This window comes from Bordetella genomosp. 11 (genome assembly GCF_002261215.1).
Classification (GTDB): Bacteria; Pseudomonadota; Gammaproteobacteria; order Burkholderiales; family Burkholderiaceae_B; genus Bordetella_C.
In genome coordinates, this window is sequence record NZ_NEVS01000001.1 from 1,387,328 (window position 1) to 1,413,509 (window position 26,182).

Annotated in this window: 23 protein-coding genes and 1 tRNA gene; 10 read left to right on the forward strand and 14 right to left on the reverse strand. The window is 65.7% G+C overall.

The annotated features are described in order from the left end of the window. Nucleotides 1-158: 158 nt before the first annotated feature. The 6 genes from CAL28_RS06215 to CAL28_RS06240 form a co-directional block, all read right to left on the reverse strand. Entirely contained in the window at nucleotides 159-1,091 is a 933-nt protein-coding gene (locus CAL28_RS06215; protein ID WP_176463891.1) for an IclR family transcriptional regulator, read from the reverse strand. Between the two features lie 92 nt (nucleotides 1,092-1,183). Beyond that, a complete protein-coding gene (locus CAL28_RS06220) occupies nucleotides 1,184-2,173 on the reverse strand; it encodes an amidohydrolase family protein (RefSeq protein WP_176463892.1) in 990 nt (329 codons plus the stop codon). A 10-nt stretch (nucleotides 2,174-2,183) separates the two neighbouring features. After that, nucleotides 2,184-3,719 (reverse strand): LVIVD repeat-containing protein, encoded by a 1,536-nt coding sequence (locus CAL28_RS06225; RefSeq protein WP_094840470.1) that lies wholly within the window; start codon nucleotides 3,717-3,719, stop codon nucleotides 2,184-2,186. 28 nt (nucleotides 3,720-3,747) lie between these two features. Then, nucleotides 3,748-4,998 (reverse strand): MFS transporter, encoded by a 1,251-nt coding sequence (locus CAL28_RS06230; protein WP_254926003.1) that lies wholly within the window; start codon nucleotides 4,996-4,998, stop codon nucleotides 3,748-3,750. Nucleotides 4,999-5,098: 100 nt separating this feature from the next. After that, nucleotides 5,099-6,325 carry an alpha/beta hydrolase family protein gene (locus CAL28_RS06235; protein WP_094840472.1) on the reverse strand — a complete coding sequence of 409 codons (1,227 nt, stop codon included), beginning with the start codon at nucleotides 6,323-6,325 and terminating at the stop codon, nucleotides 5,099-5,101. A gap of 276 nt (nucleotides 6,326-6,601) precedes the next feature. After that, nucleotides 6,602-7,429: an AraC family transcriptional regulator gene (locus CAL28_RS06240; protein WP_094840473.1), complete on the reverse strand. Its 828-nt coding sequence runs from the start codon at nucleotides 7,427-7,429 to the stop codon at nucleotides 6,602-6,604. Nucleotides 7,430-7,524: 95 nt separating this feature from the next. On the opposite strand from CAL28_RS06240, the gene CAL28_RS06245 reads away from it, so the two are divergent. After that, nucleotides 7,525-8,142: a glutathione S-transferase family protein gene (locus CAL28_RS06245; RefSeq protein WP_094840474.1), complete on the forward strand. Its 618-nt coding sequence runs from the start codon at nucleotides 7,525-7,527 to the stop codon at nucleotides 8,140-8,142. Between the two features lie 289 nt (nucleotides 8,143-8,431). Here CAL28_RS06245 and CAL28_RS06250 read toward each other — a convergent pair. Next, nucleotides 8,432-8,507: transfer RNA gene (locus CAL28_RS06250), tRNA-Gly, on the reverse strand. A gap of 347 nt (nucleotides 8,508-8,854) precedes the next feature. On the opposite strand from CAL28_RS06250, the gene CAL28_RS06255 reads away from it, so the two are divergent. After that, nucleotides 8,855-9,913 (forward strand): DUF481 domain-containing protein, encoded by a 1,059-nt coding sequence (locus CAL28_RS06255; protein WP_094840475.1) that lies wholly within the window; start codon nucleotides 8,855-8,857, stop codon nucleotides 9,911-9,913. Between the two features lie 38 nt (nucleotides 9,914-9,951). Here the strand turns inward: CAL28_RS06255 and urtE are convergent, their stop codons facing one another. From urtE to urtA, 5 genes are all read right to left on the reverse strand, one after another. After that, nucleotides 9,952-10,650, reverse strand: a complete 699-nt coding sequence (urtE, locus tag CAL28_RS06260) for an urea ABC transporter ATP-binding subunit UrtE (RefSeq protein ID WP_094840476.1) — start codon at nucleotides 10,648-10,650, stop codon at nucleotides 9,952-9,954. A 277-nt stretch (nucleotides 10,651-10,927) separates the two neighbouring features. After that, on the reverse strand, nucleotides 10,928-11,740 hold the full coding sequence (gene urtD, locus CAL28_RS06265; RefSeq protein WP_254926031.1) for an urea ABC transporter ATP-binding protein UrtD: 813 nt from the start codon (nucleotides 11,738-11,740) through the stop codon (nucleotides 10,928-10,930). A gap of 44 nt (nucleotides 11,741-11,784) precedes the next feature. Then, nucleotides 11,785-12,951: an urea ABC transporter permease subunit UrtC gene (urtC, locus tag CAL28_RS06270; RefSeq protein WP_440588365.1), complete on the reverse strand. Its 1,167-nt coding sequence runs from the start codon at nucleotides 12,949-12,951 to the stop codon at nucleotides 11,785-11,787. Between the two features lie 2 nt (nucleotides 12,952-12,953). Beyond that, nucleotides 12,954-14,579, reverse strand: coding sequence for an urea ABC transporter permease subunit UrtB (gene urtB, locus CAL28_RS06275; RefSeq protein ID WP_094840479.1), 1,626 nt, complete (start codon nucleotides 14,577-14,579; stop codon nucleotides 12,954-12,956). A 14-nt stretch (nucleotides 14,580-14,593) separates the two neighbouring features. Continuing rightward, on the reverse strand, nucleotides 14,594-15,847 hold the full coding sequence (gene urtA, locus CAL28_RS06280) for an urea ABC transporter substrate-binding protein (RefSeq protein ID WP_094840670.1): 1,254 nt from the start codon (nucleotides 15,845-15,847) through the stop codon (nucleotides 14,594-14,596). A gap of 483 nt (nucleotides 15,848-16,330) precedes the next feature. On the opposite strand from urtA, the gene CAL28_RS06285 reads away from it, so the two are divergent. The 8 genes from CAL28_RS06285 to denD all read left to right on the forward strand — a co-directional run bounded on the left by CAL28_RS06285 (nucleotide 16,331) and on the right by denD (nucleotide 24,008). Next, a complete protein-coding gene (locus tag CAL28_RS06285; protein ID WP_094840480.1) occupies nucleotides 16,331-17,260 on the forward strand; it encodes a LysR family transcriptional regulator in 930 nt (309 codons plus the stop codon). 101 nt (nucleotides 17,261-17,361) lie between these two features. Beyond that, nucleotides 17,362-17,739 carry an XRE family transcriptional regulator gene (locus CAL28_RS06290; protein WP_176463893.1) on the forward strand — a complete coding sequence of 126 codons (378 nt, stop codon included), beginning with the start codon at nucleotides 17,362-17,364 and terminating at the stop codon, nucleotides 17,737-17,739. Then, complete coding sequence (locus CAL28_RS06295) at nucleotides 17,736-18,980, forward strand: type II toxin-antitoxin system HipA family toxin (protein WP_094840481.1); 1,245 nt, start codon at nucleotides 17,736-17,738, stop codon at nucleotides 18,978-18,980. The genes CAL28_RS06290 and CAL28_RS06295 overlap by 4 nt, the downstream gene beginning before the upstream one ends. An 83-nt stretch (nucleotides 18,981-19,063) precedes the next feature. Next, nucleotides 19,064-20,101 (forward strand): L-threonate dehydrogenase, encoded by a 1,038-nt coding sequence (gene ltnD, locus CAL28_RS06300; RefSeq protein ID WP_254926004.1) that lies wholly within the window; start codon nucleotides 19,064-19,066, stop codon nucleotides 20,099-20,101. Continuing rightward, the gene (gene otnK / locus CAL28_RS06305) at nucleotides 20,098-21,384 is read left to right on the forward strand and encodes a 3-oxo-tetronate kinase (protein WP_094840483.1); all 1,287 of its coding nucleotides are present in this window, start codon (nucleotides 20,098-20,100) and stop codon (nucleotides 21,382-21,384) included. Before ltnD ends, otnK begins: the two co-directional genes overlap by 4 nt. Nucleotides 21,385-21,496: 112 nt before the next feature. Then, the gene (locus CAL28_RS06310; protein WP_094840484.1) at nucleotides 21,497-22,171 is read left to right on the forward strand and encodes a class II aldolase/adducin family protein; all 675 of its coding nucleotides are present in this window, start codon (nucleotides 21,497-21,499) and stop codon (nucleotides 22,169-22,171) included. A gap of 9 nt (nucleotides 22,172-22,180) precedes the next feature. Next, nucleotides 22,181-22,981 (forward strand): 2-oxo-tetronate isomerase, encoded by an 801-nt coding sequence (gene otnI, locus CAL28_RS06315; protein ID WP_094840485.1) that lies wholly within the window; start codon nucleotides 22,181-22,183, stop codon nucleotides 22,979-22,981. 22 nt (nucleotides 22,982-23,003) lie between these two features. Next, nucleotides 23,004-24,008, forward strand: a complete 1,005-nt coding sequence (gene denD / locus CAL28_RS06320; protein ID WP_094840671.1) for a D-erythronate dehydrogenase — start codon at nucleotides 23,004-23,006, stop codon at nucleotides 24,006-24,008. A gap of 14 nt (nucleotides 24,009-24,022) precedes the next feature. On the opposite strand, the gene CAL28_RS06325 is transcribed toward denD, so the two are convergent. Further along, entirely contained in the window at nucleotides 24,023-25,582 is a 1,560-nt protein-coding gene (locus tag CAL28_RS06325; protein ID WP_094840486.1) for an MFS transporter, read from the reverse strand. 43 nt (nucleotides 25,583-25,625) lie between these two features. Beyond that, complete coding sequence (locus tag CAL28_RS06330; RefSeq protein WP_094840487.1) at nucleotides 25,626-26,108, reverse strand: GlcG/HbpS family heme-binding protein; 483 nt, start codon at nucleotides 26,106-26,108, stop codon at nucleotides 25,626-25,628. Nucleotides 26,109-26,182: the final 74 nt, after the last annotated feature.

Consider the following 26,182-nt stretch of genomic DNA (forward strand, 5'->3'; position numbering starts at 1 on the left):
AGCCGTGCAACGGGCACGGACCAGCCAAAAAAGTAAAGGCCGTGCCGGATCTCGTCAAGAACAAGTTCCGTGCCGGTTCCCGGAAAGTGCCGCTCATCGCGGTTGCGCGCCGCTTTATTCCGGGCGGTCGTGACTGGGCCGGAACGGGGGCGCCAGTCCTATCGCCCGGGAAGCGTCAGTCTCGGTCGTCCGGGTCCTGCGGATAGGGAGCGATCCGATGTGCCCGTCGCCAACAGGCTCGATGACTGCGTGACGGCGGGATCGTCCGTGGCACGGTCGTCGGCGCAGGTGGCCTGACCGCGAAGCGCGTGGGACGCGGGATGGCCGCAGCGCCATAGGGTCGCCTCGATGGCGTCCACGCAATCCGCGACGTGTTTGTCGATCAGGCGCTGCCGCGCCTCGGTCATGCGGCCGCTGATGGAGGCCACGAACACGGCCGCGCTGGGCACGCCGCCGCGGTTGCGCACGGCTCTGCCGAGCGCGACGATGTCGAGCGCCGCGCTGCCCTCGTCCAGCGCGTAACCGCGCCGGCGGGTCTGGGACAGCCGTTCGCGCAATACCTCTTCCGTCAGCTTGTAGCGCCCGAGCTGGGGGGCAATGGCCTGGATCGTGGCATCCGCGTCGCGATCGTTCATCGCGGCCAGGATGGCGAGACCGGCGGCGCCGATGCCCAGCGGATGCCGGTCGCCCACGTTACGCGCCAAGGTCTGGATTTCGAAGTGGCCGGCGATCCGTCTCAGGCAGACGATCTCAAGCCCGCTGCGGCCGCTCAGGAATGCCATGTCCCCCGTCGTCCGGGCCAGCATCCGCAGCGCTGGCTCCGCGGCTTCCTCTACGTTGGTCTCCGGTAGCGCCCCGAGGCCCAGTTCGTGAAGCAGGGGGCCCAGCCTGTACCCCCTTCGGCCGGGATCGCGCGCCAGCATGCGTTCCTGCACCAGGCGCTGCAACAGGCGATGCGCGGTGGATTTATCCAGCGAAGCCATTTCGGCGATATCGACCAGGCGCAAGTTGTGCGATTTGCTGGATGCAACCAGGCGGATCAGCTGGATGGCCCTGCCGACCGTCTGTGACGTCGATGTGGCGTTGGTCACGATTCTCTTCCTCGTCCGTCCGTTAATGGCTTGCGCGCCATCGCCGGTATGCCATTGGACTTTCGTTCTCCGGCAGGGGTTCCTTGATGGACTCAGCCCTCGCGAAGCAGCTTCAGCGCCGTGCGACAGCAGACGCACTGTCGCTCCGTGGCGGTGATGCGGGGGACCGCATCGAGGGTAGCCTGGGGACGGTCGTCGGCCATATCGAAGGGCGCATCCGTGCCGATGCAGATCTGGTCGGCACCGACGAGATCGATAAGATAACGCAGCGCCTGCGGCTCGAAAACAAGGCTGTCGAAATAGATGCGTTTGAGCAGTTCCTTCGGCGAGGACTTGCTGATCCCATGCGTCTCGCTGCGTACCGCGTGTCCGTGCACCAGCCGTCCGATCTGGTACGGAACAAAACCGCCACCGTGCGCCAGTACGATCTTCAGGTCCGGCAGTTCGTCCAGCCGGCCCGAAAACATAAGGTTCGCGATCATGACCGTGGTGTCGAGCGGGTTGCCGATCAGATTGGTGAGGTAAAAGCTTTCGAGGCCGCTCTTGGCGCCGACGTAATAGGGGTGCGCGAACACGAAGACGCCCAGTTCGGAGGCGCGTCGCAGCAAGGGGCGAAAGCGTTCTTCGGATAGCTGCGCGCCCTCGATGGAAGTGCCGATCTCCACCGCCTTGAAGCCGTACTCCCGCACCACGCGTTCCAATTCGGCGACCGCGGCATCGGGATGTTGCATCGGAACGGTTGCCATGCCGCGCAGCCGTTCCGGCTTGTCGCCGACCATGTCGGCGACGCCGTCGTTGACCAGGCCGGCGACCTCGAGCGCCAGGTCGGCGTCGGCCCAGTAATAGAACATCGGCGGCGCCGGCGAGATGACGGAAATATCGACGCCTTTGCGGTCCATGGCCTCGATCTTGGCATCCACCTTATGGAATTCATCGAACAGCGGGTAGACGTAGCCCTGGTCGTGTATGACCTTGCGCGCGGCGCCTTCCCCGGCGATCCGGGCCTGGAACCGGTCGGGGTCGGCCGCCATTGCCGCGACGATGCGGTCGGGAATGACGTGGCTATGGATATCGATCAGCATAAGGATGGCCTTATCCTTCCCAGCCGGCGTTGACGTGCGGGACCGACCATGCGCTGACGGCCATGGGCTCCAGCACCGGTGTGCCCAGGAACGGCGCGGACAGGCAATAGAGGCCCGCATGCGTGGATAGCCAGATCAGTTTGCGGTCCCATTCGATGAAGACGGCTTCCGACGTGCCGCGGCGCCAGCTCATGTAGTCGTCGATATCGCCGTCGCGCGGCGGAACGAAGTAGGCCACCTCTTTCGGTGCGGTCGGATCCGAAATATCGAAGACGCGCAGCCCGGCATTCAGATATGACAGTGCGACGATATCGGGGCGGGATTGTCCCGGGGCGATCCAGTGCTGCATGACGCGCGAGCTGAACCGGCCCCGCGCCATGGCGAAGTCCTTGTAGGGCGCGTCCGGGTGCGGCAGCGGACGGGGGAAGAGGCCGACGATGCGCGGGTTCGCCGGGTCTTTGACGTCCACGACGTAGCTCGTGTGAAACGGCTCGCGGCAGTCGGATTCCAGGGCTTCGGGTATCGCGATAACCAGGTTCTGCAACTGCGGATAGCGCTGCGGGTCGGCGGTCACGGGCACTACATGATGGTAAGGAATCCCGCCGATGGCCTCGAGCGGATGCGTCACCTTGCCATACACCTTGGGGTTGCGGATGTCGGACAGGTCGTGGACATACATGCCGAAATGGCCCCATCCGCCATAGCCGACCGTGCCTCCGTCTTCGACCCTGACGGGTACGATGCATGGCGTGCGGTTGCAGGTCCACGAGCATTGATCGCCGGCAAAGGGATAGGTCGCGCGATAGTAGGCTTCCTCGTCCAGCATCTGGCCCGGCGCCCACCAGCGAGAAACCTCTTTCACATTGGCGGGATCGGACATATCGACGATCATCAGGCCGTTGCTGTAGACGCGTTCCGTGCTTTCCATGCGCAGCTGGTCGTCCCAGCCGCAGGCCAGATAGGCATACCGGCCGCCGTCATAGAAGGGCAGGTGCACCCCGTGGCCGGTTTTCCCGGTTTCGAATTCATTCAGCAGCACCGGCTTCTCGGGGTTGGTGACGTCGTACGTCTTGATGCCGCGAAAGCCGGGATCGCCGATCGCCTTCTTCGCGTATTCCTCGTGATATTTGCCGCGCGGGTACTGCATCGTCCCCGGCGTCAGCGGCATCTGGTGCGCGACGACGCGGATCCATTTCCGCAGCTTGGTGTTGTACACGCAGCTTTGGAACGTGGCGAGGTCCGGTTCGGGAATCACCGTCGCCCGCCTGGGATCCGTGATATCCACCCAACCGCCCTGGAAGGCGATGAGGCGGCGCGAGCCCTTCGCCCACATGCAGGAATGCTCATCCCCGAAGATCGTCAGCTTGATCGACGGGAAAAAGTCGATGACCTCCATATTCGAGATGTACTGGTTGCGGTCGAGATAGTCCAAGGCACCGGCGGGCAGCCGTAGCGGCACCGTGCCGCCTCCGGGCATGACCCCGACGATTTTTCCGGCCTCGTCCGGGGATGCGGTGGACGGCGTGTGCGCGTTGTTTCCTGCCATTGCGGGACTCCTTTGGGTGAAGGGCTGCCTAGGCCTTGAGCCTGTGGGCGCCGAGATCGACATCCGGGGGCGACAGCGCGGCTTTGCGGCGCATCGTTGTCGCGATCAGAATCAGGATCATGGAAAGGATGGCAAAGCCGGATGTCTGCACAATGCCGGCGACTGTCCAGCCCAGAAGTTCCTTCAGTTCCGCCAGCAGGTAGCCCGCGAACGCCGCGGGAATGTAGTAGCTGGCGATGAACAGGCCGGAGCCCTGCGCGGTCTTGGCGGGGCTCATCGATTCGATGATGATGGCGGACAGGTTCGAGTACAGCAGGCTAAGGACCGACACGCCGAAGACACCGGCGGCCAGGGCATGCAGGAAGACCGACCGGTTCAGCTCCGTGAAGGAGATCCCGCCCGCCAGCGCCACGAGCGGAAGCGCCAGGAAAAGCACCTTGTGATAGCCGAGACGATCGCCCAGCCAACCGCTGAGCGGGGCGGCGAAACCACCGATGCCGATGGCGCTCATTACGTAGGCGGCCTGCGCCGGCGTGAAGCCGAGTTCATTGCGCAGGTAGGTCGGGTATAGGCCGGAGAAGCCGTAGACCGCTACGCCGGCGCAGATCGATGCGATGCCCAACGTGACGGACGTCGGGTTCCAGATCGTTTCATTTCCCAGTCGCGCGCCGGCAGTGCCCGCGCCGTTCGCCGCCGCTTCGTTGTCCCGGCTTTCGCTGAACCAGGGCTTGATCCACAGCCAGACAAGTACCATTGCCACCGCGCCCACCAGGCCGAAGACCACGAACGGCTTCTTCCAATCGAACGCGTTCAAGAGCGCGGCGGTGGTCGTGGGGCCCAGGAAGGCGCCGATGCCGTAGGCGAACGACACCGAGCCTGTCACCAGCGCGCGGTTCTTGTGGAAATAGCTGGCGCCGATGGCGATGATCGCCGTCGCCTGCATGGCTTCGCCCAGGCCGGATACGAAGCGGTAGATCAGAAGATCCGGCAGGCCCTGCGCGTAAGCGGTCAGCAGCGTTGCCACGGAAAAGACCAATAGGCCCAATAACACGACCGATTTGCGCGTGCGGATGCTTAGCAGGTAGCCGGTCGGGATCGCGGCCAGGCCCATGCCCAGCGTGAATACGGTCGAAGCGAGGCCGACTTGCGGCAACGACAGATTCATCGCGGTGCGCACTTCGATCGCCAGGACCGAGAACAAGGTCCGGTCAACGGCGTTCAGCACGTAGGACACAAGCAGGATAATGAACATTGCCAGGGCGGCGTGGCGGTTTTGCACGATGGTTTTCCCCTTGGAAGCGGAGCTTCGGCGCGGTGTCCGCGCCGTGGTGAGCCGATCGACTGTCGCGCGCCCGATGACGGGCTTCACGTCGGCGCCCTCAGATCAGTGGATTCATCCCGGTCTTGCGAAGCTCGCGCTCGTCGATGCCGAAAACGTCGGCGAGCCAGTCGATCATCAGTTCCTGCCCGATGGTCGGATTGTCGTGCTGGCAGTGGTCCGCGCCGGTCTCGTCTTCCGTCACGAAACGCAGCGTCACATCGACGCCCTTGGACTGCGCGTAATCGGCGACCTTGCGCGCCGAGGCCACACCCAGGACGTCGTGGCCGCCGTGCACGATCAGATAGGGGCACCGCATATGATCGAGATGGCCTTCGAGCGTGAATGGCCGGGCTTTTTCCAGCGCCTCTTTCATCGAGCCGGCACCGAACACGGTCTTGATGTGATCGGCAAGGCCATGGTCTTCCCCGGCGTTGGCCCACAGTTCCGATATCGACCAGATCGCGCCGTGCGAGATCGCCGCGGCCAGGCGCGGTTCGTAGCAGCCGGCGCGCGCGGCGTAGTACCCACCCAGGGAGGATCCGCAGACGGCGATCCGGGCGGGGTCGATATCCTGGCGTGTCAGCAGATAGTCGATGCACTTGCCGATCGGCACTTCGTAGTCCGGCCGGGTGGGGATCTTGTGGCGGCGCAGCGTGCCGCCCTGGCCGGGGCCGTCGATCATGAGAACGGAAATGCCCCGCTGCAGGGCGCCGTGCGCCTGCATGAACCACATCTCGTCCTTGATCGAGTCCAACCCGCCCATGCAGATCAGGACGGGCTGCCTGCCGTTGTCGAACGGCGCGCGCACGAAATAGGCGTACAGCGACTTGCCGTTTTCGTAGGGAATCTGCAGTACCTCGCCGGCGGGGTTGAGGTTCTCGATGAACTTGCGCGAGCATGCCTCCATGTCGGTGAAGGCGACGAGCCGGCGCGGGTCCGAGTAGTCGAGCCAGAATTCGGTGTGGCGATAGTAATTGGCGGCGCGCAGCCAGCAGTTCATCGCGGTGCGGATGTGTCCCTTGCCGGCCGCCTCGTCACCGCGAGCCTGGTTGAAATCCGCGATGCGTTTCCATTCCCGGTGCCAGCTTTCCCGGTCCCCGGGAATCATGCGGCTGGCGGCGAGGAAGCATTCGGACACCGCGCCGCCGCCCTCCTGGGTTTCGCCCAGGGCGCGGCGGAATTGATAGCTCATCCAGGGGAAGGCCGGCCAGTGATGCCAGCCGTAAGGTTGGTACATGCCATGCGTCACATCCGTGACCTGGTCGATCAGAAGCGCTTCCGCCATGTGCCGGCTCCGGGACTTGGATAGTTTGGGAAGGAGGCTGGCCTGTCCGCATGTGCATGCCTGGACGGCCGTCAGCCATTCGTCTGCTGTGAATGCATCCTAGGCGCGGGCCGAAAAGACGGTCAAACGGGATTCCGGGGTTTTCCCACATAGCAATAATTTCTGGGGAAAACCATAGGCCCGGGGGGGGCGGAGCGCCCGGGCGTGCCGGAAGGCGAACTCCGCGCAACCGCGGCAGTACCGTGGCCTATCAGGCCTTGGAATAGCGGGAGGTGTCTACCGGGGGGTAGTCGGCGGTTGCGCTTCCCGGTACGCCTGTGGCGGCCTGCCCACCAGCTTCTGGAAGTCCCGCGTGAAATGCGCCTGATCGTAATAGCCCAATGCGTGCGCCAGGTCCGCCAGGTCCACGGCGGCGCCATTGGCGAGACGATCGGCGGCTTCATGCAGCCGATAGCGCCGGATCACCCACTTCGGACTGACGCCGACATAGTTGGAAAACAGTTGCTGGAGCGTGCGCATGCCCAGCCCGGTGTGCCCGGCCAATTGCTCGACGCGGTTCAGCAGCGGATTGCCCTCGATCGCTGCCAGGATGCCGCCCAGTTCATCGACCTTGGGATCGCCGGCCGTCGCATGCGGTGCGAGAAATGCCTCCGCCGCCGCGATCATGGTCGCATCGTCCCCGGCGCCCAGCACCTGTCGTTCGGCCGCAACGGCATCCACGCCGAAGACTTCGCTCAGCGGCACGATGCGATCCGTGATCGTATGCAGCGGGCGCTTGAGCAGCGCACGGAATGCGCCTGGGCGAAAGCGCAGGCCAAGCACGCACCCGGCTCCGGTCAAGGTGTAATCGAACGCGCCGCGCATGACGCCGAAGATCGCCGTGCGGCCGGCATCGAAGACCAGGTTGACGCAGGGGTAGGGCAACGTGCGCTGCGTGTAGTCCGGCTTGCCGCGCAGATCCCACTCCACCAGCCAGAAATGGTCCAGGTGCGGGCTCAACGCGGGTGAAGGCAGGTAGCGTTCCAGCCGGAACATGCGGCGCGCGAGGGCGGGGTCGACGACGCCCTTGGGTCGCTCGGCGACCCGGGGAGGAGGCTGGCTCATGCGTGTTTTTCCAATACTGGAAAGGGCCGCCGCACTATAACGGCGGTCCAGCCATTTTATAGACCCGATCCGTTCGTTTCGCCGAGGAGTCCCGTATGCATCCAGAACACATCACGTTTTTCCATTGGCCCCAGAGCCGTTCGGCCGGCACGCGCATGCTGCTGGAGGAGTTGCAGGCCGATTACCAGATCCACCTGCTGGACCTGAAGAAGGGACAGCAGCGCACGCCCGAATTCCTGGCGTTGAACCCCATGGGCAAGGTGCCGGCGGTGCGCCATGGCGACGTGGTCGTCACGGAGCAGGCCGCCGTGTTCATGTACCTGGCCGAGTTGTATCCCGAGCGCGGCCTGTCGCCCGCCATCGGCGACCCCTTGCGTGGGCCTTATCTGCGCTGGATGGTGTTCTACGGTTCATGCTTCGAGCCGGCGATGATCGATAAATCCATGGATCGCGAGCCGGGAGCGGCGTCCAGTTGTCCCTATGGCAGCTACGAGATGGTCGTTCGCCTCATCGAGAGGCAATTGGAGCGCGGTCCCTGGCTGTTGGGAGACCGCTATACGGCGGCCGATGTCCTGTGGGCCAGCGCCCTTGGCTGGATACTCGCATTCAAGCTGATACCGGCGTCAGCGCCGGTACAGGCCTACGTGGAGCGTTTCCGCGCCCGGCCCGCGGTCCAGCGCGCCATGGCGCTCGACGCCGAAATAGCATCCTGAAGCGGCGCGGCCGGGCATTTTTCGCGGCGGTGGTCGAATTGGGCAATATCGGCCGTTGCGGTTGCCTTCAGGCCGCCGCTCGCCGGCACGCCCGCGAAGGATTGCTGTGTTTGCTTGCCAGCCGCCTCACGCGTGCCGCCCAGGCCGCGGTATCGCGGTGTGTTGCAGAAGGGCGGACGTGTCCGGAGATACGTTCCAGCCGGACAGCGGATGGACGGCCGCGGAAACGAAAAAAGGAGCCGGAGCTCCTTTTTGCCTTGCCTGGAACGATGCCCAGGCAACTGAATTCTGGAGCGGGAAACGAGTCTCGAACTCGCGACCTCAACCTTGGCAAGGTTGCGCTCTACCAACTGAGCTATTCCCGCGTTGCCGCACGACGTTGGCATCGGCGCGATTCGCCTGGGCCAAATTTTTACCGCGGCACTAGGCCGCGGTCGTCAGCAGGAACGAGATTATACATGAAACCAAAATGCACGCTTTCGTCCGGCCGGGGCGGGGAGGACGCGGGCCGCTCAGCGTAGCGGCGGTGTCGCTACAAGACGCATCAGGTCCCACCGGCGCGCCTGGGGATGCTCGTCCGTCGCGCTACGCCCGCTTACCTGCTCAGCCTATCGTTACATCCATTCGCGTGAAATCTCTAGGATGAGTACTCGGTCGATGGCGAAGCCGGCGCGCGGCTCGCCGCTCCTGGTCAACTCCTTCCTTCACGCCCATGCCGAAACACGCTTGCACGGCGGCGCATCGCCGTATCCACCGATTTTTCCTGCTCTCATGGTTGGCCCTGTTCGCCGCCTGCGCCCAGGCGGGCACGGTCTGGATGGACAACGGCGACCGCATAACGGGCGACATACTCTCCCTGGACAACGGCATCCTGCTGGTGAATACGCCTTATGGCGGCGATGTGCGCCTGCAGTTCAAGCACGTAAAGACCCTGCAGAGCGACAAAGAGCTGGTCATCCGCGACAAGACGCTGCAGCACGACTATTACGCCAAGCTGGTGCGTGCCGATACCGGCAAGGTCGTGGTTGACGGCGTGGAGCGCAGCCCCGATGGCGAAAACGATGTGAAGACCGATCTGGCCTTGTCGTCGCTGGACAGCATGACCGCGCCCAAACCCCTTTGGGGTGAAACGGCGGTCAAGGGCAAGCTGGACCTTTCCGTGAACCAGAAGACGGCCTCCGTGAATTCCCAGGACTATGCGGCCGACTTTTCCGTGGATGCGCGGCGGGGCCTGTGGCGCAACATCCTGACCGCCGGCTACCACCGCAGCAAGGATGGCGACGACATCGGCGCCGACAACTACGGCGGCGACTACACGCTGGACCGCTTTTTCAGCGCCAAGGCCTTCTGGCAGGGACGTCTGCGCTACAAGCGCGACTTCGTCGAAGACGTCAGCCGACAGACCGCCTACGGCACCGGCCCCGGCTACCAGTTCTGGGACGACGAGCTGGGCGCGTTCTCGCTGTCCGCCCTGGCGGGGCGCATGGAATACGGCTACAGCGACGGCGGCAACGAAGGCTTCTACGCGGCCGGCCTGCGATGGAACTATTCGCGCTACCTGAGCGGCAAGCAGTTCCAGGTGTACACGATGGGCGAGGTCTATCGGGCCCTGGGGGCCGCCGGATTCGGAATGAACGGCGAGGTCGGGCTGCGCTACAACATCAACAAGACGCTGTCCCTGTACGTGAAATACGCGCGCGACCAGGTCAGCGGCACGCGCCAAAGCATGACCGAATCGACTTATGGGACCGGGCTGGGGGTGAGCTGGTAAGCACGCGGCGCATCCGGCCTGCGGCGCCGCGCGCGGCCCTAGACCGACAGGTGCCGCCGCACCTCCGCGTCGCCCATGGCCGCCTGTTCGCCGCGGGCCACGACTTCGCCGCGCGACATGACGACGAAGCGGTCGGCCAGTTCATGGGCGAAGTCGAAGTACTGTTCGCAGAGCAGAATGCCGATGTTGCCGCGTTCGCGCAGCAGGCGGATGACGCGGCCGATGTCCTTGATGATCGATGGCTGGATGCCTTCGGTCGGCTCGTCGAAAATGATCAGGCGCGGTTCGGCCACCAGCGCGCGGGCGATCGCCAGTTGTTGCTGCTGGCCGCCGGACAGGTCGCCGCCGCGGCGCGCCAGCATGGTCTTCAGGACGGGGAACAGTTCGTAGATCTCGTCCTTGATGCGCCGCGCCTTCGATCCCGGAAACGCCGCCATGCCCATCACGATGTTTTCCTCCACGGTCAAACGGGCGAAGATATCGCGTCCCTGCGGCACGTAGGCCATGCCCATCGCCGCGCGCCGGTGCGGCGGCATCCGCGAGATATCCTGGCCGTCGAACAGCACCTTGCCGCTGGCCAGCGGCAGCACGCCCATCAGGCATTTCAGCAGCGTGGTCTTGCCCACGCCGTTGCGTCCGAGCAGCGCCAGGCATTCGCCCTGCTTCACGTCCAGCGAGACGCCGCGCAGCGTGTGGCTGCCGCCGTAATATTGGTTGATGGCTTGTACATCGAGCATGTCAGTTATCCATTGGCGCTACACGCAACCTGAACCGCATAAAACCGGTATCCCAGATAGGGGACGCCGAGGATCCGGCTCCGCCGGTCCTCCAGCGTCGCCCCCTCGAGGGGGAAGCGCGCAGCGCTTGGGGGTGGGGCCTCTCCCCACGCAAGAAACAGGTGCAGCCGACCGGGGACGCCGAGGATCCGGCTCCGCCGGTCCTCTGGCGTCGCCCCCTTGAGGGGGAAGCGCGCAGCGCTTCGGGGGTGGGCCTCTTCGGGGTGGGTTTCATCGGTCAGCGGCCCAGATAGACTTCGATGACGCGCGGATCGGACTGCACGTCCGTCATGGTGCCTTCGGCCAGCACCGAGCCTTCGTGCAGCACGGTGACCTTGCCGCCGCCGGCGATGCGGGTGACGAAGTCCATGTCGTGCTCCACCACCATCAGCGAATGGTGGCCGCGCAGTTCGTTCAGCAGTTCGCCGGTGCGTTCCGTCTCCGCGTCCGTCATGCCTGCCACCGGCTCGTCCAGCAGCAGCAGGCGCGGCTCCTGCATCAGCAGCATGCCGATCTCCAGCCATTGCTTCTGGCCATGCGACAGCAGCCCGGCGGGCCGGTATGCCTGCGCCGACAGCCGGATCAGGGCCAGCGTTTCGGCGATGCGGTCGGCCTGCGCGCTGTCCAGGCGGGCGAACAGCGTGGGCCGTACGCGCTTGTCGGTCTTCATCGCCAGTTCCAGGTTCTCGAACACGGTATGGTTCTCGAATACCGTCGGCCGCTGGAACTTGCGGCCGATGCCGGCATGCGCGATCTGCGCCTCGTTCAAGGCCGTCAGGTCGATGTTCTGGCCGAAGTAGGCGGATCCCGAGGTCGGGCGCGTCTTGCCGGTGATCACGTCCATCATCGTGGTCTTGCCCGCCCCGTTGGGACCGATGATGCAACGCAGCTCGCCCACGCTGATGTCCAGCGTCAGGTTGTTCAACGCCTTGAAGCCGTCGAAGCTGACGGTGATGCCGTCCAGGTAAAGGATGGCGCCGTGGGCGGTATCGACCTCTTTGGGATTGACGCGGCCGTAGCTGGCGGTGCCGCCGGCGCCGTCGTTGTCCATCGTGGCGGCGTCGGCCGCGAGGCCGCGATCCGGTGTTGCAGCGTTCATTCGGTAACCCTCCTGTCGCCGTCGGGCGCCTCGTCGGCGGGGGTCGCGCGTTTCGTCCCGCGGGCCGCCGCCAGTCGCCGCACCAGGCCGACGATGCCTTGCGGCAGGAACAGCGTCACCAGCACGAAGATCAGGCCCAGCGCGTACAGCCAGAACTCGGGAAACACGCTGGTGAACCAGGTCTTCAATCCGTTGACCACGCCGGCGCCCAGAATGGGGCCGATCAGCGTGCCGCGCCCGCCGGTAGCGACCCAGATGACCATCTCGATGGAGTTCTCGGTGGACATTTCGCCCGGGTTGATGATGCCGACCTGCGGCACATAGAGCGCACCCGCGATGCCGCACATGACGGCCGACAGCGTCCACACGAAAAGCTTGAATCCGAGCGGTTCGTAGCCCAGGAAGCGCAGGCGGTTTTCCGAGTCGCGCACGGCGGTCAATACCCGGCCCAGCTTGGATTGCGTGACGGCCCGCGCCACCACCAGGCAACCGGCCAGGACCAGCAGGGTGATCCAGTACAGGCCCGCGCGCGTGCCGGCCGAGGTGATGTCGAAGCCGAGGATGCGCTTGAAATCCGTGAAGCCGTTATTGCCGCCGAAGCCGGTGTCGTTGCGGAAGAACAGCAGCATCGCCGCGAAGGTCAGGGCCTGGGTAATGATGGAGAAGTACACACCCTTGATACGGGAGCGGAAGGCGAAGTAGCCGAACACGAAGGCCAACACGCCGGGTACCAGCACCACCAGCAGCGCCGCATACCAGAAATGCTCGGTGAAGGACCAATACCAGGGATAGGACTTCCAGTTCAGGAACACCATGAAGTCGGGCAGGTCGCTCTTGTATACGCCGTCGTGGCCGATGGCGCGCATCAGGTACATGCCGTGCGCATAGCCGCCCAGCGCGAAGAACAGGCCGTGGCCCAGCGACAGGATGCCCGCGTAGCCCCAGACCAGGTCCAGGGCCAGGGCCGCCAGCGCATAGCACATGAATTTGCCCAGCAGCGCCACCACATAGGAGGACATGTGCAGCGGGCTGCCCGGCGGAAAGGCCAGGTTCAGCAGGGGCGGCAGGGCCAGGATCAGCGCGGCCAGCGCCAGGGCCAGCCAGGCGCGACGGGAATACAGGGGAGGCCGCGCCATCGCGGCCAGGTCCATGGAAGGCGACATCTTCATTCGACGCTCCGACCGCGCGGGGCGAACAGGCCCTGCGGGCGTTTTTGCACGAACAGCACGATCAGTACCAGGATGGCGATCTTGGCCAGTACGGCGCCCGCGTAGGGCTCCATGATCTTGTTCAGTCCGCCCAGGCCCAGGGCGGCGATGACGGTGCCGGCGAGCTGGCCGACGCCGCCCAGCACGACGACCATGAAGGAATCGACGATGTAGCCGCGGCCCAGGTCGGGTCCCACATTGCCCAGCTGGGACAGGGCGACGCCCGCCAATCCGGCAATGCCCGAGCCCAGGCCGAAGGCCAGCATATCGATGCGGCCGGTGGGCACCCCGACGCAGTCGGCCATGCGGCGGTTCTGCGTGATGGCGCGCACGAACAGGCCCAGCCGGGTGTGGTTCAGCAGCAGCCACACGAAGAAGAGAACCAGCAGCGAGAACACGACAATGACCAGGCGGTTGTAGGTCAGCACCAGCCCGCCCATGACGGTGACGCCGCCGCTCATCCAGCCGGGATTGCTGACCTCGACGTTCTGCGCGCCGAACAGCGAACGCACCAGCTGCATCAGGATCAGGCTGATGCCCCAGGTCGCCAGCAGCGTTTCCAGGGGGCGGCCATATAGCCAGCGGATGACCGTGCGTTCCAGCGCCATGCCCACCAGCGCCGTCACGACAAAGGCGACGGGCAGGGCGGCGATCACGTACCAATCCAGCCAGGCGGGCGCCCAGGCGCGGAAGGCGGCCTGCACGGCAAAGGTGGCGTAGGCGCCGATCATCAGCAGTTCGCCGTGGGCCATGTTGATGACGCCCATCAGGCCGAAGGTAATGGCCAGGCCCAGCGCGGCCAGCAACAGCACGCTGCCCAGGCTGATGCCGTAGAAAAGATTGCCGGCCCATTCGATGGCGGCAAGGTGGCGGTCGATGGCGCGCAGGGCGGCCGCGGCCGCATCGCGCACGCCGGCGTCCGGTTCCGCGTAGTTGCCTTGCGCGTCGCGTCCGGCCATCGCGGTCAGCACCGGAATGAAACCGGTGTTCAGGCTGCGTCCCAGGATCTCGACGGCGTGGCGCCGCACGTTGGCGTCCGGACTTTTCAATTCGAGATTGGCCTGCGCGATCTCCAGCGCGCTACGCACCTGCGGGTCCTTCTCCTTGTCCAACGCGGCAACGATCAGCGGCAGGACGGCGGCCTGCGACGTTTGCTGCAGGCGCTGGGCGGCGGCCAGGCGCTGCGCGGGATCGGCGGCGTGCAGGCGCGATTCCGCCAGCGCCCCATCGATCGCGCGACGCAGGCGGTTATTGATCATGACGGAGCCCGCATCCGCCGGCATGGGCTGGCTCTGCCCGGTAGCCGGGTCGAGCGCGCCCTTGCCGGTGTCGATCAGCACGCGGCCGTCGGCGGTGGCGTAGAGCCGGTCCGAGCCCATCGCCGCCAGGACATCGGCGGCGGCGGGGTCGGTGGATTGGCCCAGTTGGCGGATCGCCTGAACCTTGGCGTCGGTGTCGTCGCCGGCCAGCGGCGCGAGCAGCGAGGCATCGAGCCCCGCGCCCAGCGCCGCCGCCATGGGCATGGCCAGCAGGCATGCGGCCAGCAGGCGGCGAAGAATGGTTGCGATGAGCGCGATGCGCATGACGATGCGGTTCCTTACAGACCTTGTTTGCCTTCGTTGCCGGGGATGTAGGGGCTCCACGGTTGCGCGCGGATCGGTCCCTTGCTTTTCCAGACCACGTTGAACTGGCCGTCGGCGCGGATTTCGCCGATGTACACGGGCTTGTGCAGGTGATGGTTGGTCTTGTCCATCTCGATGGTGTAGCCGTCCGGCGCGTTGAACTTCTGGCCGCCCACGGCCGCGATGACCTTTGCCACATCGGTGGTCTTGGCCTGTTCGACCGCCTGCTTCCACATATGGATGCCGATGTAGGTGGCTTCCATCGGGTCGTTGGTGACGACCGTGTCGGCATTGGGCAGGTTCTTCGCCTTGGCGTAGGCCTTCCACTTCTTGATGAACTCGGCGTTGACCGGATTCTTGATGGATTCGAAGTAGTTCCAGGCGGCCAGGTGGCCGACCAGCGGCTTGGTATCGACGCCGCGCAGTTCCTCTTCTCCGACCGAGAACGCCACGACCGGCACGTCGGTCGCCTTCAGTCCCGCGTTGCCCAATTCCTTATAGAAAGGCACGTTCGAATCGCCGTTGATCGTGGAGATAACCGCGGTCTTGCCGCCGGTGGCGAACTTCTTGATATTGGCGACGATGGTCTGGTAGTCCGAGTGGCCGAAGGGCGTGTAGACCTCCTGGATAGCGTCGTCCTTGATGCCTTTGGAATGCAGGAAGGCGCGCAGGATTTTGTTGGTGGTGCGCGGATAAACGTAGTCGGTACCGAGCAGCACGAAGCGCTTGGCGCCGCCGCCGTCTTCGCTCATCAGGTACTCCACCGCGGGAATGGCCTGCTGGTTGGGCGCCGCGCCGGTGTAGAAAACATTGTGTTCGAGCTCTTCGCCTTCGTACTGGACGGGATAGAACAGCAGGCCGTTCAGCTCCTTGAAAACCGGCAGGACGGACTTGCGCGATACGGAAGTCCAGCAGCCGAACACCACGGCGACTTTTTCCTGCGACAGCAGCTGGCGCGCCTTTTCGGCGAAGAGCGGCCAGTTCGAGGCGGGGTCGACCACGACGGGCTCGAGCTTCTTGCCCATCACGCCGCCGGCCGCGTTGATCTCTTCGATCGTCATCAGGGCGACGTCTTTCAGCGAGGTCTCCGAAATCGCCATCGTGCCGGACAGCGAATGGAGGATGCCGACCTTGATGGTGTCTTCGGCGGCCAGGGCCTCCGGCAGCCATCCCGTCATTGCCATCACACTGGCGGCCGTCAATTGTTTGAGTACGTGTCTGCGGTTCATGTTGTCGGGATCCTTAACGATGAGCCGGCTGGCGCCGGCGGGAGTGCATGGCAAGGCTTCGTGCAGCGGCCACATGCGCATCGGAGCGATGACGCAGGTGCATCCTGGCCAAAAGCAAAACCTGTGCCAATTTGTGATCGCGGGTGGCGGATCTCCGCCGTCCGCGAACGCGGCGTGGCCGTCATCAACCGGTCCGGGTGGCGCCGGTCCTCGCGGGCCGTGCCGCCGAAGGGGCGGCACCATGTCGAAGCGGGCCCCGACGCCTGGAAGCACGCCGATGGTGCGTAGATGCATTAATCTGGTGCGTATCGCCCATAAGGGGGATACCCGCAGGGGTCGCCGGGGCGTGCAAAGAGCCGGGGTGGTGCAATACAGTTCTGGGGCAAGCCAAACAGGGGCATCCCGCCAGCCAGCGCCAGGCTCGCTACGGGAATGCCGCAAACCGGGACCGCCCGCCTTGCCGGGCGGCGTCAGGAGAAACCGATGCCCTACGCCTATGACCTGAAGGACCTGCGCCTTTTCAAGGCCGTGGCCAAGGCCCGCAATCTGGCCGCGGGCGCGGCGACGCTGAATATGACGGCGTCATTGGCTAGCTATCGCTTGAAAAGCCTCGAATACACCGCGGGCTGCCCTTTGTTCGTGCGGGGCCCGCGCGGAATGACCCTGACGCCGGCCGGCGAGGCCATGGCAAAACATGTGGACGTGCTGTTCACGAACCTGCATGCCATGCACGAAGAAGTGGGCGCGCACGCCCAGGAGTTGCACGGCAAGGTAAGGCTGCTGGCCAATAGCAGCGCCTTGCATGGTTTCATCATCCCCAGCGTGGCGCGATTCCTCGCGGCCAATTCGCGCGTCGATGTCGAGATCCAGGAGATGGCCAGCGAAGACATCGCCGGCTATATCCGGGAAGGCGAAGCCGATATCGGCGTATTCGCGGGGCAGGTCGACGACCCGGACCTGGTGTGCGAGCTATATGCCATGGACAGGCTGGTATGCGTCACGCCACCGGCGCATCCGCTGGTGCAGCGTTCGCGGGCGAGCCTGAAAGATATCCTGGACAACGATTTCGTTTGCCGCGACCTCGCCAGCAGCAATACGCAGTTCCTGTTGGAGCGTGCGGTCGAAATCGGCAAGCCCGTGAAGGCGCGCGTGTATGCGCACGATTTCGCGGCGGTGATGCATTTGGTGTCGGCCGGCGTGGGCGTGGCCCTGGTGCCGATGAGCGTGGCGGAGCCTGCCTTGCGCGACGGGCGCGTCGGCGCGGTAAGCCTGCTCGATCATTGGGCGTTCCGCGAGCTGCACCTGGTCATGAAGCGCGTGCCGGCACAGGCCGAGCTGGTTCACCAGTTCGCCACGATACTGATGCACGATCCGCTGGTGGTGACGACACGCTCGTCCACGCATTGGGCCTGAAGCCTTTCGCCGCCACGGATCCAGGTATGGATGAATAGGCAGACCGGCGTTCTAAACAAACATATAATTGTGTTTTTTCGGCAATTTACTAAAATGTAAATATGCCAAAGCGATCTGCCGCTCTTAATTCCATGCCGCCCGGCGTGCTGGCGGACCTGCGCTTGCTCGGTGAGAATCTCTCTATAGCCCGTAAACGCCGTCGCGAGCCATTAAAGTCCTGGGCCCAGCGCATCGGCGTTTCCGAGCCTACGCTCATGCGCATGGAGAAGGGCGATCCGAGCGTTTCCATGGGTGTTTACGCCACGGCATTGTGGCTCGTCGGCCGATCCGACGCGCTGGTCGAGCTCGCGGCGCCCGAATACGATCGAGGCGCCCTGGAGGATGCGGTACGCGCAGCCAAGGCCCGGTCCATACGCAAACGGCCAGTGCTGTACGAGGTCGCACGACAATCCGATCACGACGAAGGCGCCGAACCATGATCGAGTTCGATATCAAGGATTACCAGGCCGGGGACGCGCTCTACTTGTGGTGGCTTGCAAACCCCGAGGCGCCGCGCCTGATCGGTGAGTTGCATATCGTGCGCGCCTTGAAGGGCGTCTCGCTGACCTACGCTCCAGCCTGGCTGAAGTCGGGTTTTCCTCTTAGCGAAGACCTGCCCCTGATTGCCGCCGAACTTTCTCCCAGGGAAAAGGAAACTGCCGCGGGTGCGGTCGACGATGCCCGCCCCGATCGCTGGGGCGAGCGCCTTATCCGCTTTTTGGACAAGCCACCCCGTCTTTCGGTGCTGGACTTTCTGTTCTACGCGGGCGATGAGCGCTTCGGTGCGCTGGGCGTGTCCGTTTCCGCGGACCAATACATCGCACGATCCACCGGCCCATTGCCGAGGCTCGCGGACGCCGCCGAGATGGAGCAACTGGTGCGCCAGGTCATGAACGGCGAACCGGTGGATGAGCAGAAGCGCCGCCTGATCACGCCCGGTACCACCTTGGGCGGCGCGCGTCCGAAGGCGCTGTTGAACCTGCAGGGTCATCAATGGGTATTGAAATTCAACGAGCCCGGCGAACTCAATGATATGTCGCTGGTGGAGCACGCCACGATGACGCTTGCCGTACACGCCGCCATTCATGTTGCGCCTACGCAAGCGGTGAAGGTGCGCCACGGGCACGCAGTCGCCGTGAAGCGTTTCGATCGGGAAAACGGCACGCGCAGGCACGCCCTGTCGGCCAACGTAGCGCTGAAGGCAGCCAGGCAGGAACTGGGGTATCCGGAACTCGCCCAACTGCTGCGCAGGCGCGGGGTTACCGCGGGCAATCGGAACGTGGCGCAGATGCAAGAGATTTTCCGGCGTATGGTGTTCAACATCCTGATGGACAACACAGACGATCATGAGAAAAACCATGTGCTGTTGATGACCCCGAGTGGCGAATACGAACTCTCTCCCGCTTTCGACGTTCTGCCGTCCGGACAGGCCCTCGGCTTCCAGCAGATGCGAGTCGGCGCGGCCGCGGGCGACTCGACGCTCGATAACGCTTTATCCGAGTGCGAACTGTTCGGCCTCGACAAAGACGAGGCCAGGAAGCAGGTTCGTCGGGTTTGCAAAGTCATTTCCGGATGGAAGCAGCACTTCGCACACGCCCACGTGAGCGCCGCCGACATCGAGTCATTGGCCGCCCAGATCGATCGGCCATTTCTTTTGGATCAGCGCAGGGCATTTGCCTGACCATCCTCCACGCAGCCGCGTCCGGCGGGTCTCTTGCCGTATTGCATGGCCGAGCTTGTCCGATAGGGCAGACAAGATCGGCCATGCGGGGTCCGGTTCAAAGCCATCCGTGGATCGACGTGCTGTGTTACGTTTGCACGCGGAGGCTGGCACAGCCGGCCGCGCCTGGTGAGCTGACGCGATCGCGCCGGCCCCGCGAGGCGATACAAGACGAGGAGACCAGGATGAAAAAACAGTCCGTCGGAGTCATCGGCCTGGGCGCGATGGGCGCGGGCATGGCGCGTTCGCTGCGCCGCGCGGGCCATGACGTGCAGGTGCACGATGTGCGTCCCGACGTGGCGGCGGCTTTCGCCCGCGAAGGCGGCCGGGCGCACGATAGTCCGGCCGCGCTGGCGCGCCACTGCGAGGTCGTGATTTCAGTGGTCGTGAACGCGGCGCAAACCGAATCGGTGCTGTTCGGCGAACAGGGCTGCGCCGCTGCCCTGGCGGCCGGCTCGGTATTCGTCATGTGTTCGACCGTGGATCCGAACTGGTCGGCGGCGCTGGAAACGCGCCTGGAGGACCTGGGCCTGCTGTACGTCGATGCGCCGATTTCCGGAGGGGCGGCCCGCGCGGCCAGCGGCGAGATCACCATGATGACCGCGGCGCGGCCGCAGGCCTATGCCAAGTGCGAGCACCTGTTCGACGCCATGGCCGCGCGCGTATACAAACTGGGGGATCGCGCCGGCGCGGGCAGCAAGGTGAAGATCATCAACCAGCTGCTTGCCGGCGTGCATATCGCCGCGGCCGCCGAGGCCATGGCGTTGGGCCTGCGCGAAGGCGTGGATCCCGAAGCGCTGTATGAAGTCATCACGAATAGCGCCGGCAACAGCTGGATGTTCGAGAACCGCATGGCCCATGTCCTGGCGGCGGACTACACACCGCTGTCGTCGGTGGACATTTTCGTCAAGGACCTGGGCCTGGTGCTGGATATGGCGCGCGCCAGCAAGTTTCCCTTGCCGCTGTCCGCGACGGCCCATCAGATGTTCATGCAGGCATCGAGCGCCGGCCATGCGGCGGAAGACGACAGCGCCGTGATCAAGATATTCCCCGGCATCCAGCTGCCCGGAGCGCGGCCATGATCCGCCTGGGCTGCATCGCCGACGATTTCACCGGCGCCACCGATCTGGCCAATAACCTGGTGCGCGCCGGCATGCGCACGGTGCAGACCTTCGGCGTACCGGAGGGCGCGCCCGCGATGGAAGGCATGGAGGCCGTCGTGGTGGCGCTGAAGTCCCGCACCACGCCGCCCGAAGACGCCGTCGCGCAGTCGCTGCGCGCGCTCGAATGGCTGCGCGCGCAGGGTGCCGGGCAGATCTATTTCAAGTACTGCTCCACCTTCGACAGTACGCCGCGCGGCAACATCGGCCCGGTGGCCGAGGCGCTGATGGCCGCGCTGGGCGTCGATTTCACCATCGCCACCCCGGCGTTTCCCGATAACCAACGCACCGTCTTCAAGGGGTATTTGTTCGTCGGCGACGCGCTGTTGAGCGAAAGCGGCATGCGCGACCATCCCCTGACGCCCATGACCGATGCCAATCTGGTGCGCGTGCTGCAGGCGCAAAGCAGCCGCCCGGTGGGACTGATCGATTACCGCGCGGTGGCCGCGGGCGTATCCGCCATCCGCGCGCGTATCGATGACCTGCGCCGGGACGGCACCGGGCTGGCCATCGTCGACGCCATCTCCAATGACGATCTGCTGCGCCTGGGGGAAGCCGTCCGCGACCTGCCGCTGGTAACCGGCGGGTCCGGGCTGGCGATCGGCTTGCCCGCGAATTTCGGCCTGCGGCCATCGCCCATGGCCGCGCGCCTGCCGCCGCCGGTGGGCGCGCGGGCCATCGTCTCGGGCAGTTGCTCGCAGGCCACGTTGCGCCAGGTCCGCCACTATATCGACGCTGGCGGCGCGGCCCTGGCGATCGATCCCGCGCGCCTGCTCCAGGGCGCGAACCCGGCCATGGACGAAGTGGAACGGGCCCTGGCGTGGGCCCGTCCGCGCGTGGCGCGCGAGCCCGTGCTGATCTATTCATCGGCCCCGCCGGACGCGGTGCGGCAAGTGCAGGCAAGCCTGGGTGCCGACCGCGCCGGTGCCCTGGTCGAAGAGGCCCTGGCGCGTATCGCGCGCGGCCTGGTCCAGGCGGGCGTGCGGCAGATAGTCGTGGCGGGTGGCGAGACATCGGGTGCCTGCGTGCAGGCGTTGGGACTGACGCAATTGCAGATCGGCGCGCAGATCGATCCGGGAGTGCCGTGGTGCCATGCGCGGGGTACCGATGCCTACGTGCCGGCGCTGCATGTGGCGCTGAAGTCCGGCAACTTCGGCGCCGACGATTTCTTCATCCGCGCTTTTTCGTTGTTGGAGGCCGGATAAGGCGATCGCGTGGGCCCTGCCAGCGCCCGCGGGCGCCGATGGCGGGTGATAAGATCGTCCCGCCCCAGTGCGCCCCATGCGGATGGATGCCGGCCGGCGCCATGGAGACCCAATGGACACCGATCTGAAAACGCTGCGCGAGGAAATCTGCCGCATCGGCCGCAGCCTGTACGCGCGCGGCTATGTGCATGGCACCACGGGCAATATCAGCGCGCGCGTTCCCGCGCAGGCGGGCGGCGGATTCCTGATCACGCCCACCGACGCCAGCCTTGGCAACCTGGATCCGGCCCGGCTCGCCTGGGTGGGAGACGATGGCGTCCAGCGCGCCGGCGACCGCGCCAGTAAAACCCTGGCGCTGCACCGCCGTATCTACCAGGCGGCACCCCACGCGGGCTGCGTGCTGCACACGCATTCGCGCCATCTGGTGGCGTTGACCTTGCGGGGCGTATGGCGCGACGACGATATCCTGCCGCCGCTGACGCCGTACCAGGTGATGAAGGTCGGGCACGTGCCGCTGGTGCCCTATTTCCGTCCCGGCGATCCCGCGGTGGCGGATATCGTCGCCGACTTGGTCGCCCGGCATGCGGACGAGGGCCGCCAACTGCGCGCCGTGATGTGCGATCGCCTCGGCCCGCAGGTCTGGCATGAAACACCGGCCGGCGCGATGGCTGTACTGGAAGAACTCGAAGAAACCGCCAGTCTATGGCTGTTGGGCGATTGCCGCGCCCAGCCGCTGGACGAATCCCACATCGAAGAACTGCGCCGGAATTTCGCGGCGCAATGGTAAGGAGACACGATGATCAAGTTCGCGGCGAATCTAAGCATGCTCTACACCGAACACGGTTTCCTGGATCGTTTCCAGGCCGCCGCCGAGGATGGTTTCAAAGGCGTGGAGTTCCTGTTTCCCTATGCCTGGCCGGCCCGGGATCTGGCCGCGCGCCTGGCCGCGCACGGATTGACCCAGGCGCTGTTCAACGCCCCGCCGGGCCGCGAGGATGCCGGCGAACGCGGGCTGGCGTGCCTGGCGGGGCGCGAAGCGGAATTCCGCGACGGCATCGGTCGGGCGCTGGACTATGCGCAGGCGCTATCCTGCCCGCGCGTGCATGTCATGGCCGGACTGGCGCCCCAGGGCGTGGATCGCGCCCGCTTGCGCGATACGTACGTGCGCAACCTGGCATGGGCGGCGGAAGCTGCCGCGCAGGCGGGCCGCGACGTCGTGATCGAGCCCATCAATACGCGGGACATTCCGGGCTACTTCCTGAATCGCCAGGCCGACGCGCATGCGGTGGTCGAAGAGATCGGCGCGGCCAACCTGAAGGTGCAGATGGATCTCTATCACTGCCAGATCGTCGAAGGCGATCTGGAGATGCGCATCCGCCAGTATGTTCCGACAGGCCGGGTGGGGCATATCCAGATTGCGGGCGTGCCGGCCCGGCACGAGCCGGATGCGGGCGAGGTCAACTTCCCGCATTTGTTCCGTGTCCTGGACGAAGTCGGTTACGACGGCTGGATAGGCTGCGAATACCGGCCTGCCGCCGGCACCCGGGAGGGGCTGGGCTGGTTGCGCGATGTCCGGGCTGCCGGGCTGGGGAGCTGACGCCATGGCGACCGACAACGGGATGAAAATACTGATCACCGGCGGCGCCGGTTTCCTCGGCACGCAACTGGCGCGCGCCTTATTGAAGCAAGGGCATTTCCGCGGGCGGCCCATCGCCAGCCTGACGTTGGCCGATCGCGTCGCGCCGGCGCACCCGGATGTCGCCACGGACGCGCGCGTCACGGTGGACATCGGCGATCTGCTGGAACGCATGCCCCCCTTGCTGGCGGCCGGGCACGACGCGGTGTTTCATCTCGCGTCGGCGGTGTCCGCCGAATGCGAGGCGGATTTCGATCTCGGGCTGCGATCCAACCTGGATACGACGCGCGCATTGCTGGACGGCCTGCGGGCGCAGGCGCTGCGCTCGGGGCGGCCGCCCGTGCTGTTTTTTTCGAGCTCGGTCGCGGTGTTCGGCGCGGATCCCGGCATTCCCCTGCCGGCGGTGATCCGCGACGATACCCTGCCCACGCCGCAGTCCAGCTATGGCACGCAGAAGTTCATCTGCGAACAATTGATCGCGGAATACACCCGCAAGGGCTATGTCGACGGCCGCGTGGCGCGCCTGATGACGGTGTCCGTGCGGCCCGGACGCCCCAACGGCGCGGCGTCCAGTTTCCTGTCCGGGATTATCCGCGAACCTTTGGCGGGCATTCCGACGGTATGTCCGGTCGGCCTGGCCACAGAGGTCGCGCTGGCTTCGCCCGCCAATACCGTGGCGGGCATCCTGGCCGTCGCGCAGGCGGACCGTGAAGCCCTGGGTGGCCGTACGGCGATCAATCTTCCCGCATTGACGGTGAGCGTGCGCCAGATGCTCGATGCCCTGCGGGCCGTGGCCGGGGAGCAAACCGCCGGCCTGGTGACACCGGCACCCGATGCCGCCATCGCCCGCATCGTGGGCGGATGGCCGGCGCGCTTCGAAAGCCCGCGCGCGGCGGCGCTGGGCCTGAAGCCCGATGTCTCTTATCGCGCCGTGATCGAACAGTACATTGCGGAAAACGAATCGGGGCGGGCCTCGACCCCTTCCTGAACATTCCAACCGGCCTACCGCGCCGGCGCCCGTCGCCCGGTATCCGCGCGATCGCGCCGCCGCGGCTTGCGCATGGCCAGGAAGACGATAACGGCGCAGCCCATTGCGGTGCCCGCCGCCAGCAGGAACGCGCGCGAGAACCCCTGTGCGTATGCGCCATGCGCGATCGCCCACAGGATGCGCGACATGGTGGGCGGATAGGCCGCGATAGCGCTCTGGATATCCCCGGCCACGATGCGGCCGATGAAGGCTTCGTCCACGCGGATGCCGGAAGCGGTCATGCCCGCCCGTATGGCCGCGCCGGCATTGCTGGCCAGAACGGCGCCCAGTGCCGAGAAACCGAGCAGGATGCCCGAAAAGCGCGCGGTGGTACTGATGCCGGATGCCATCCCGGCGCGGTCTGGCGGCACGGTTCCCATGATGGCTTTCTGCGTTTCGCCATTGAGCAAGCCTCCCCCGGTACCCAGCAAGGCCATGCCGATGACGACCGCGGCCGGCCCAGCCCGATGCGCGGCGTAGGCCATGACGATATTCCCCAGGGCAACGACGGCCAGGCCCAGCGCCAGGATGCCGGGTCCGCCCAGCCATGGAGACAGGCGCCGCCCGACCTGGGGGAAGACCAGCATGGCCAGGGCAAAGGGCAGCATGCCGACGCCCGCCGCCAACGCGCTTTGCCCGCGCGAGTTCTGCAGGAACAGCGGCAGCACCGATGCCATGACTTGCGCCGAGGCGGCGTAGGCGAACATGGCGAGGACCGCGCCCACGAAAGGCAGGGACGCGAACAGGTCCAGATCCAGCATGGGGTGCGGCCGCAGCCGTTCGGCAAGGCAAAATGCGCCGAACAGCGCCACCCCGGCGGCAACGCGCCCCAGCACCGCGCCGCTGGTCCAGCCTGACCCGGGGCCGAGTATCAAGGCCCAGGTCACGGCGAACATGGCCGCGGCGAAGAGCGCGATCCCCGGAAAATCAAGGGGGCGCGGTGTTGGATCGCGCGATTCGTCCACCCGGCGCAGCACCGCGATCCCCAGGGCCGCGCAGATCGGCACGTTGGCATGGAAGGCCCAGCGCCATCCCAGCGCGCTGTTGACGATGCCGCCCAACAGTGGTGACAGGACCATGGTCAAGCCCATGATGCCCCCCCAGAGCGCCCACGCGCGTCCACGCGCGCCTTCGTCATGGAACGCATGGCCGACGATCGCCAGCGCCGGCGCCAGCAGGAAAGCCGACCCCGCGCCTTGCGCCGCGCGGGCGGCGTAGAGCACGGGCGCCGACGGCGCCAGTCCGCAGCCCAGGGAAGTCAGCGCGAACAGCGCGATGCCGTACAGGAACACCCGCTTGCGTCCGAAGCGGTCGGCGATCGTTCCGGCCGGCAGCAGCAAGGACGCGAAACACAGCACATAGGCGCTGATGACCCATTCGACCTGGGCGAAAGACGCCCCCAGGTCCCGCGCAATGGTCGGCAGGACGATACCCACGACGTTGGTGTCCAGCACCGTCATCGCGCAACCGAGCGAGGCGATCAGCAGTACGGCTGTTCCGCCGCGGGCGGGCCGGGCCTCCATTACGGTTTCCATGAGCGGCCTCCGCGTCCACGCGGCGCCGGCGGATCGGCCGGCTTCATCTCAACGCCGCCACGCCAGCCCGCGCGATTTCTTCATCGTGCTGCGGCGTATCCGCCGATACGCCGATGGCGCCCACGGTTTGTCCATCGACCACGATCGGCAGGCCACCGCGCATAAGCACGAAGCCGCGTGCCGTGATCGCGGCGGGGCGTTGCCCGTTGACCGCATCTTCCAGCGCGCCGGTCGCGCGGCGGAATAGGGCAGCGGTTCTTGCCTTGCCCGGCGCCAGTTCGACGCCGGCCGGCACGGCGGCGCCGTCCATGCGGATCAACAGGATCGGCAAGCCGGCGCTGTCGGCCACCGCAATGACGCCGGGCCAGCCGGAGGTCCTGGCTTTTTCCTCGGCGGCCTGGGCCACTTGCCGCGCGGCCGCCAGTGTCAGGACGGGCTGTGTCGCCAGCTCTACCGCGTTCGCCGTCCGCGCGCCCATGGGCCACGCCAGCGCCCCCAGCAGGAGGGCGCAACCGAATTTGTACATGGGAACTCCTTATCATCCGTCACGGCGCATGCCGTGACTCCTCCATGCCATTGCATCATCGGGCGGTAATTGAG

What these genes read in the sequence shown, in the direction of transcription:
- CAL28_RS06220 (WP_176463892.1), bottom strand. Translation starts at nt 2,173, where the DNA reads ATGCTGATCGATATCCATAGCCACGTCATTCCCGACCGCATCGTCGCG.
- CAL28_RS06225 (WP_094840470.1), bottom strand. Translation starts at nt 3,719, where the DNA reads ATGGCAGGAAACAACGCGCACACGCCGTCCACCGCATCCCCGGACGAG.
- CAL28_RS06235 (WP_094840472.1), bottom strand. Translation starts at nt 6,325, where the DNA reads ATGGCGGAAGCGCTTCTGATCGACCAGGTCACGGATGTGACGCATGGC.
- CAL28_RS06240 (WP_094840473.1), bottom strand. Translation starts at nt 7,429, where the DNA reads ATGAGCCAGCCTCCTCCCCGGGTCGCCGAGCGACCCAAGGGCGTCGTC.
- CAL28_RS06245 (WP_094840474.1), top strand. Translation starts at nt 7,525, where the DNA reads ATGCATCCAGAACACATCACGTTTTTCCATTGGCCCCAGAGCCGTTCG.
- CAL28_RS06255 (WP_094840475.1), top strand. Translation starts at nt 8,855, where the DNA reads ATGCCGAAACACGCTTGCACGGCGGCGCATCGCCGTATCCACCGATTT.
- urtE (WP_094840476.1), bottom strand. Translation starts at nt 10,650, where the DNA reads ATGCTCGATGTACAAGCCATCAACCAATATTACGGCGGCAGCCACACG.
- urtD (WP_254926031.1), bottom strand. Translation starts at nt 11,740, where the DNA reads ATGGACAACGACGGCGCCGGCGGCACCGCCAGCTACGGCCGCGTCAAT.
- urtC (WP_440588365.1), bottom strand. Translation starts at nt 12,951, where the DNA reads ATGTCGCCTTCCATGGACCTGGCCGCGATGGCGCGGCCTCCCCTGTAT.
- urtB (WP_094840479.1), bottom strand. Translation starts at nt 14,579, where the DNA reads ATGCGCATCGCGCTCATCGCAACCATTCTTCGCCGCCTGCTGGCCGCA.
- urtA (WP_094840670.1), bottom strand. Translation starts at nt 15,847, where the DNA reads ATGAACCGCAGACACGTACTCAAACAATTGACGGCCGCCAGTGTGATG.
- CAL28_RS06285 (WP_094840480.1), top strand. Translation starts at nt 16,331, where the DNA reads ATGCCCTACGCCTATGACCTGAAGGACCTGCGCCTTTTCAAGGCCGTG.
- CAL28_RS06290 (WP_176463893.1), top strand. Translation starts at nt 17,362, where the DNA reads ATGCCAAAGCGATCTGCCGCTCTTAATTCCATGCCGCCCGGCGTGCTG.
- CAL28_RS06295 (WP_094840481.1), top strand. Translation starts at nt 17,736, where the DNA reads ATGATCGAGTTCGATATCAAGGATTACCAGGCCGGGGACGCGCTCTAC.
- ltnD (WP_254926004.1), top strand. Translation starts at nt 19,064, where the DNA reads ATGCGGGGTCCGGTTCAAAGCCATCCGTGGATCGACGTGCTGTGTTAC.
- otnK (WP_094840483.1), top strand. Translation starts at nt 20,098, where the DNA reads ATGATCCGCCTGGGCTGCATCGCCGACGATTTCACCGGCGCCACCGAT.
- CAL28_RS06310 (WP_094840484.1), top strand. Translation starts at nt 21,497, where the DNA reads ATGGACACCGATCTGAAAACGCTGCGCGAGGAAATCTGCCGCATCGGC.
- otnI (WP_094840485.1), top strand. Translation starts at nt 22,181, where the DNA reads ATGATCAAGTTCGCGGCGAATCTAAGCATGCTCTACACCGAACACGGT.
- denD (WP_094840671.1), top strand. Translation starts at nt 23,004, where the DNA reads ATGAAAATACTGATCACCGGCGGCGCCGGTTTCCTCGGCACGCAACTG.
- CAL28_RS06325 (WP_094840486.1), bottom strand. Translation starts at nt 25,582, where the DNA reads ATGGAAACCGTAATGGAGGCCCGGCCCGCCCGCGGCGGAACAGCCGTA.
- CAL28_RS06330 (WP_094840487.1), bottom strand. Translation starts at nt 26,108, where the DNA reads ATGTACAAATTCGGTTGCGCCCTCCTGCTGGGGGCGCTGGCGTGGCCC.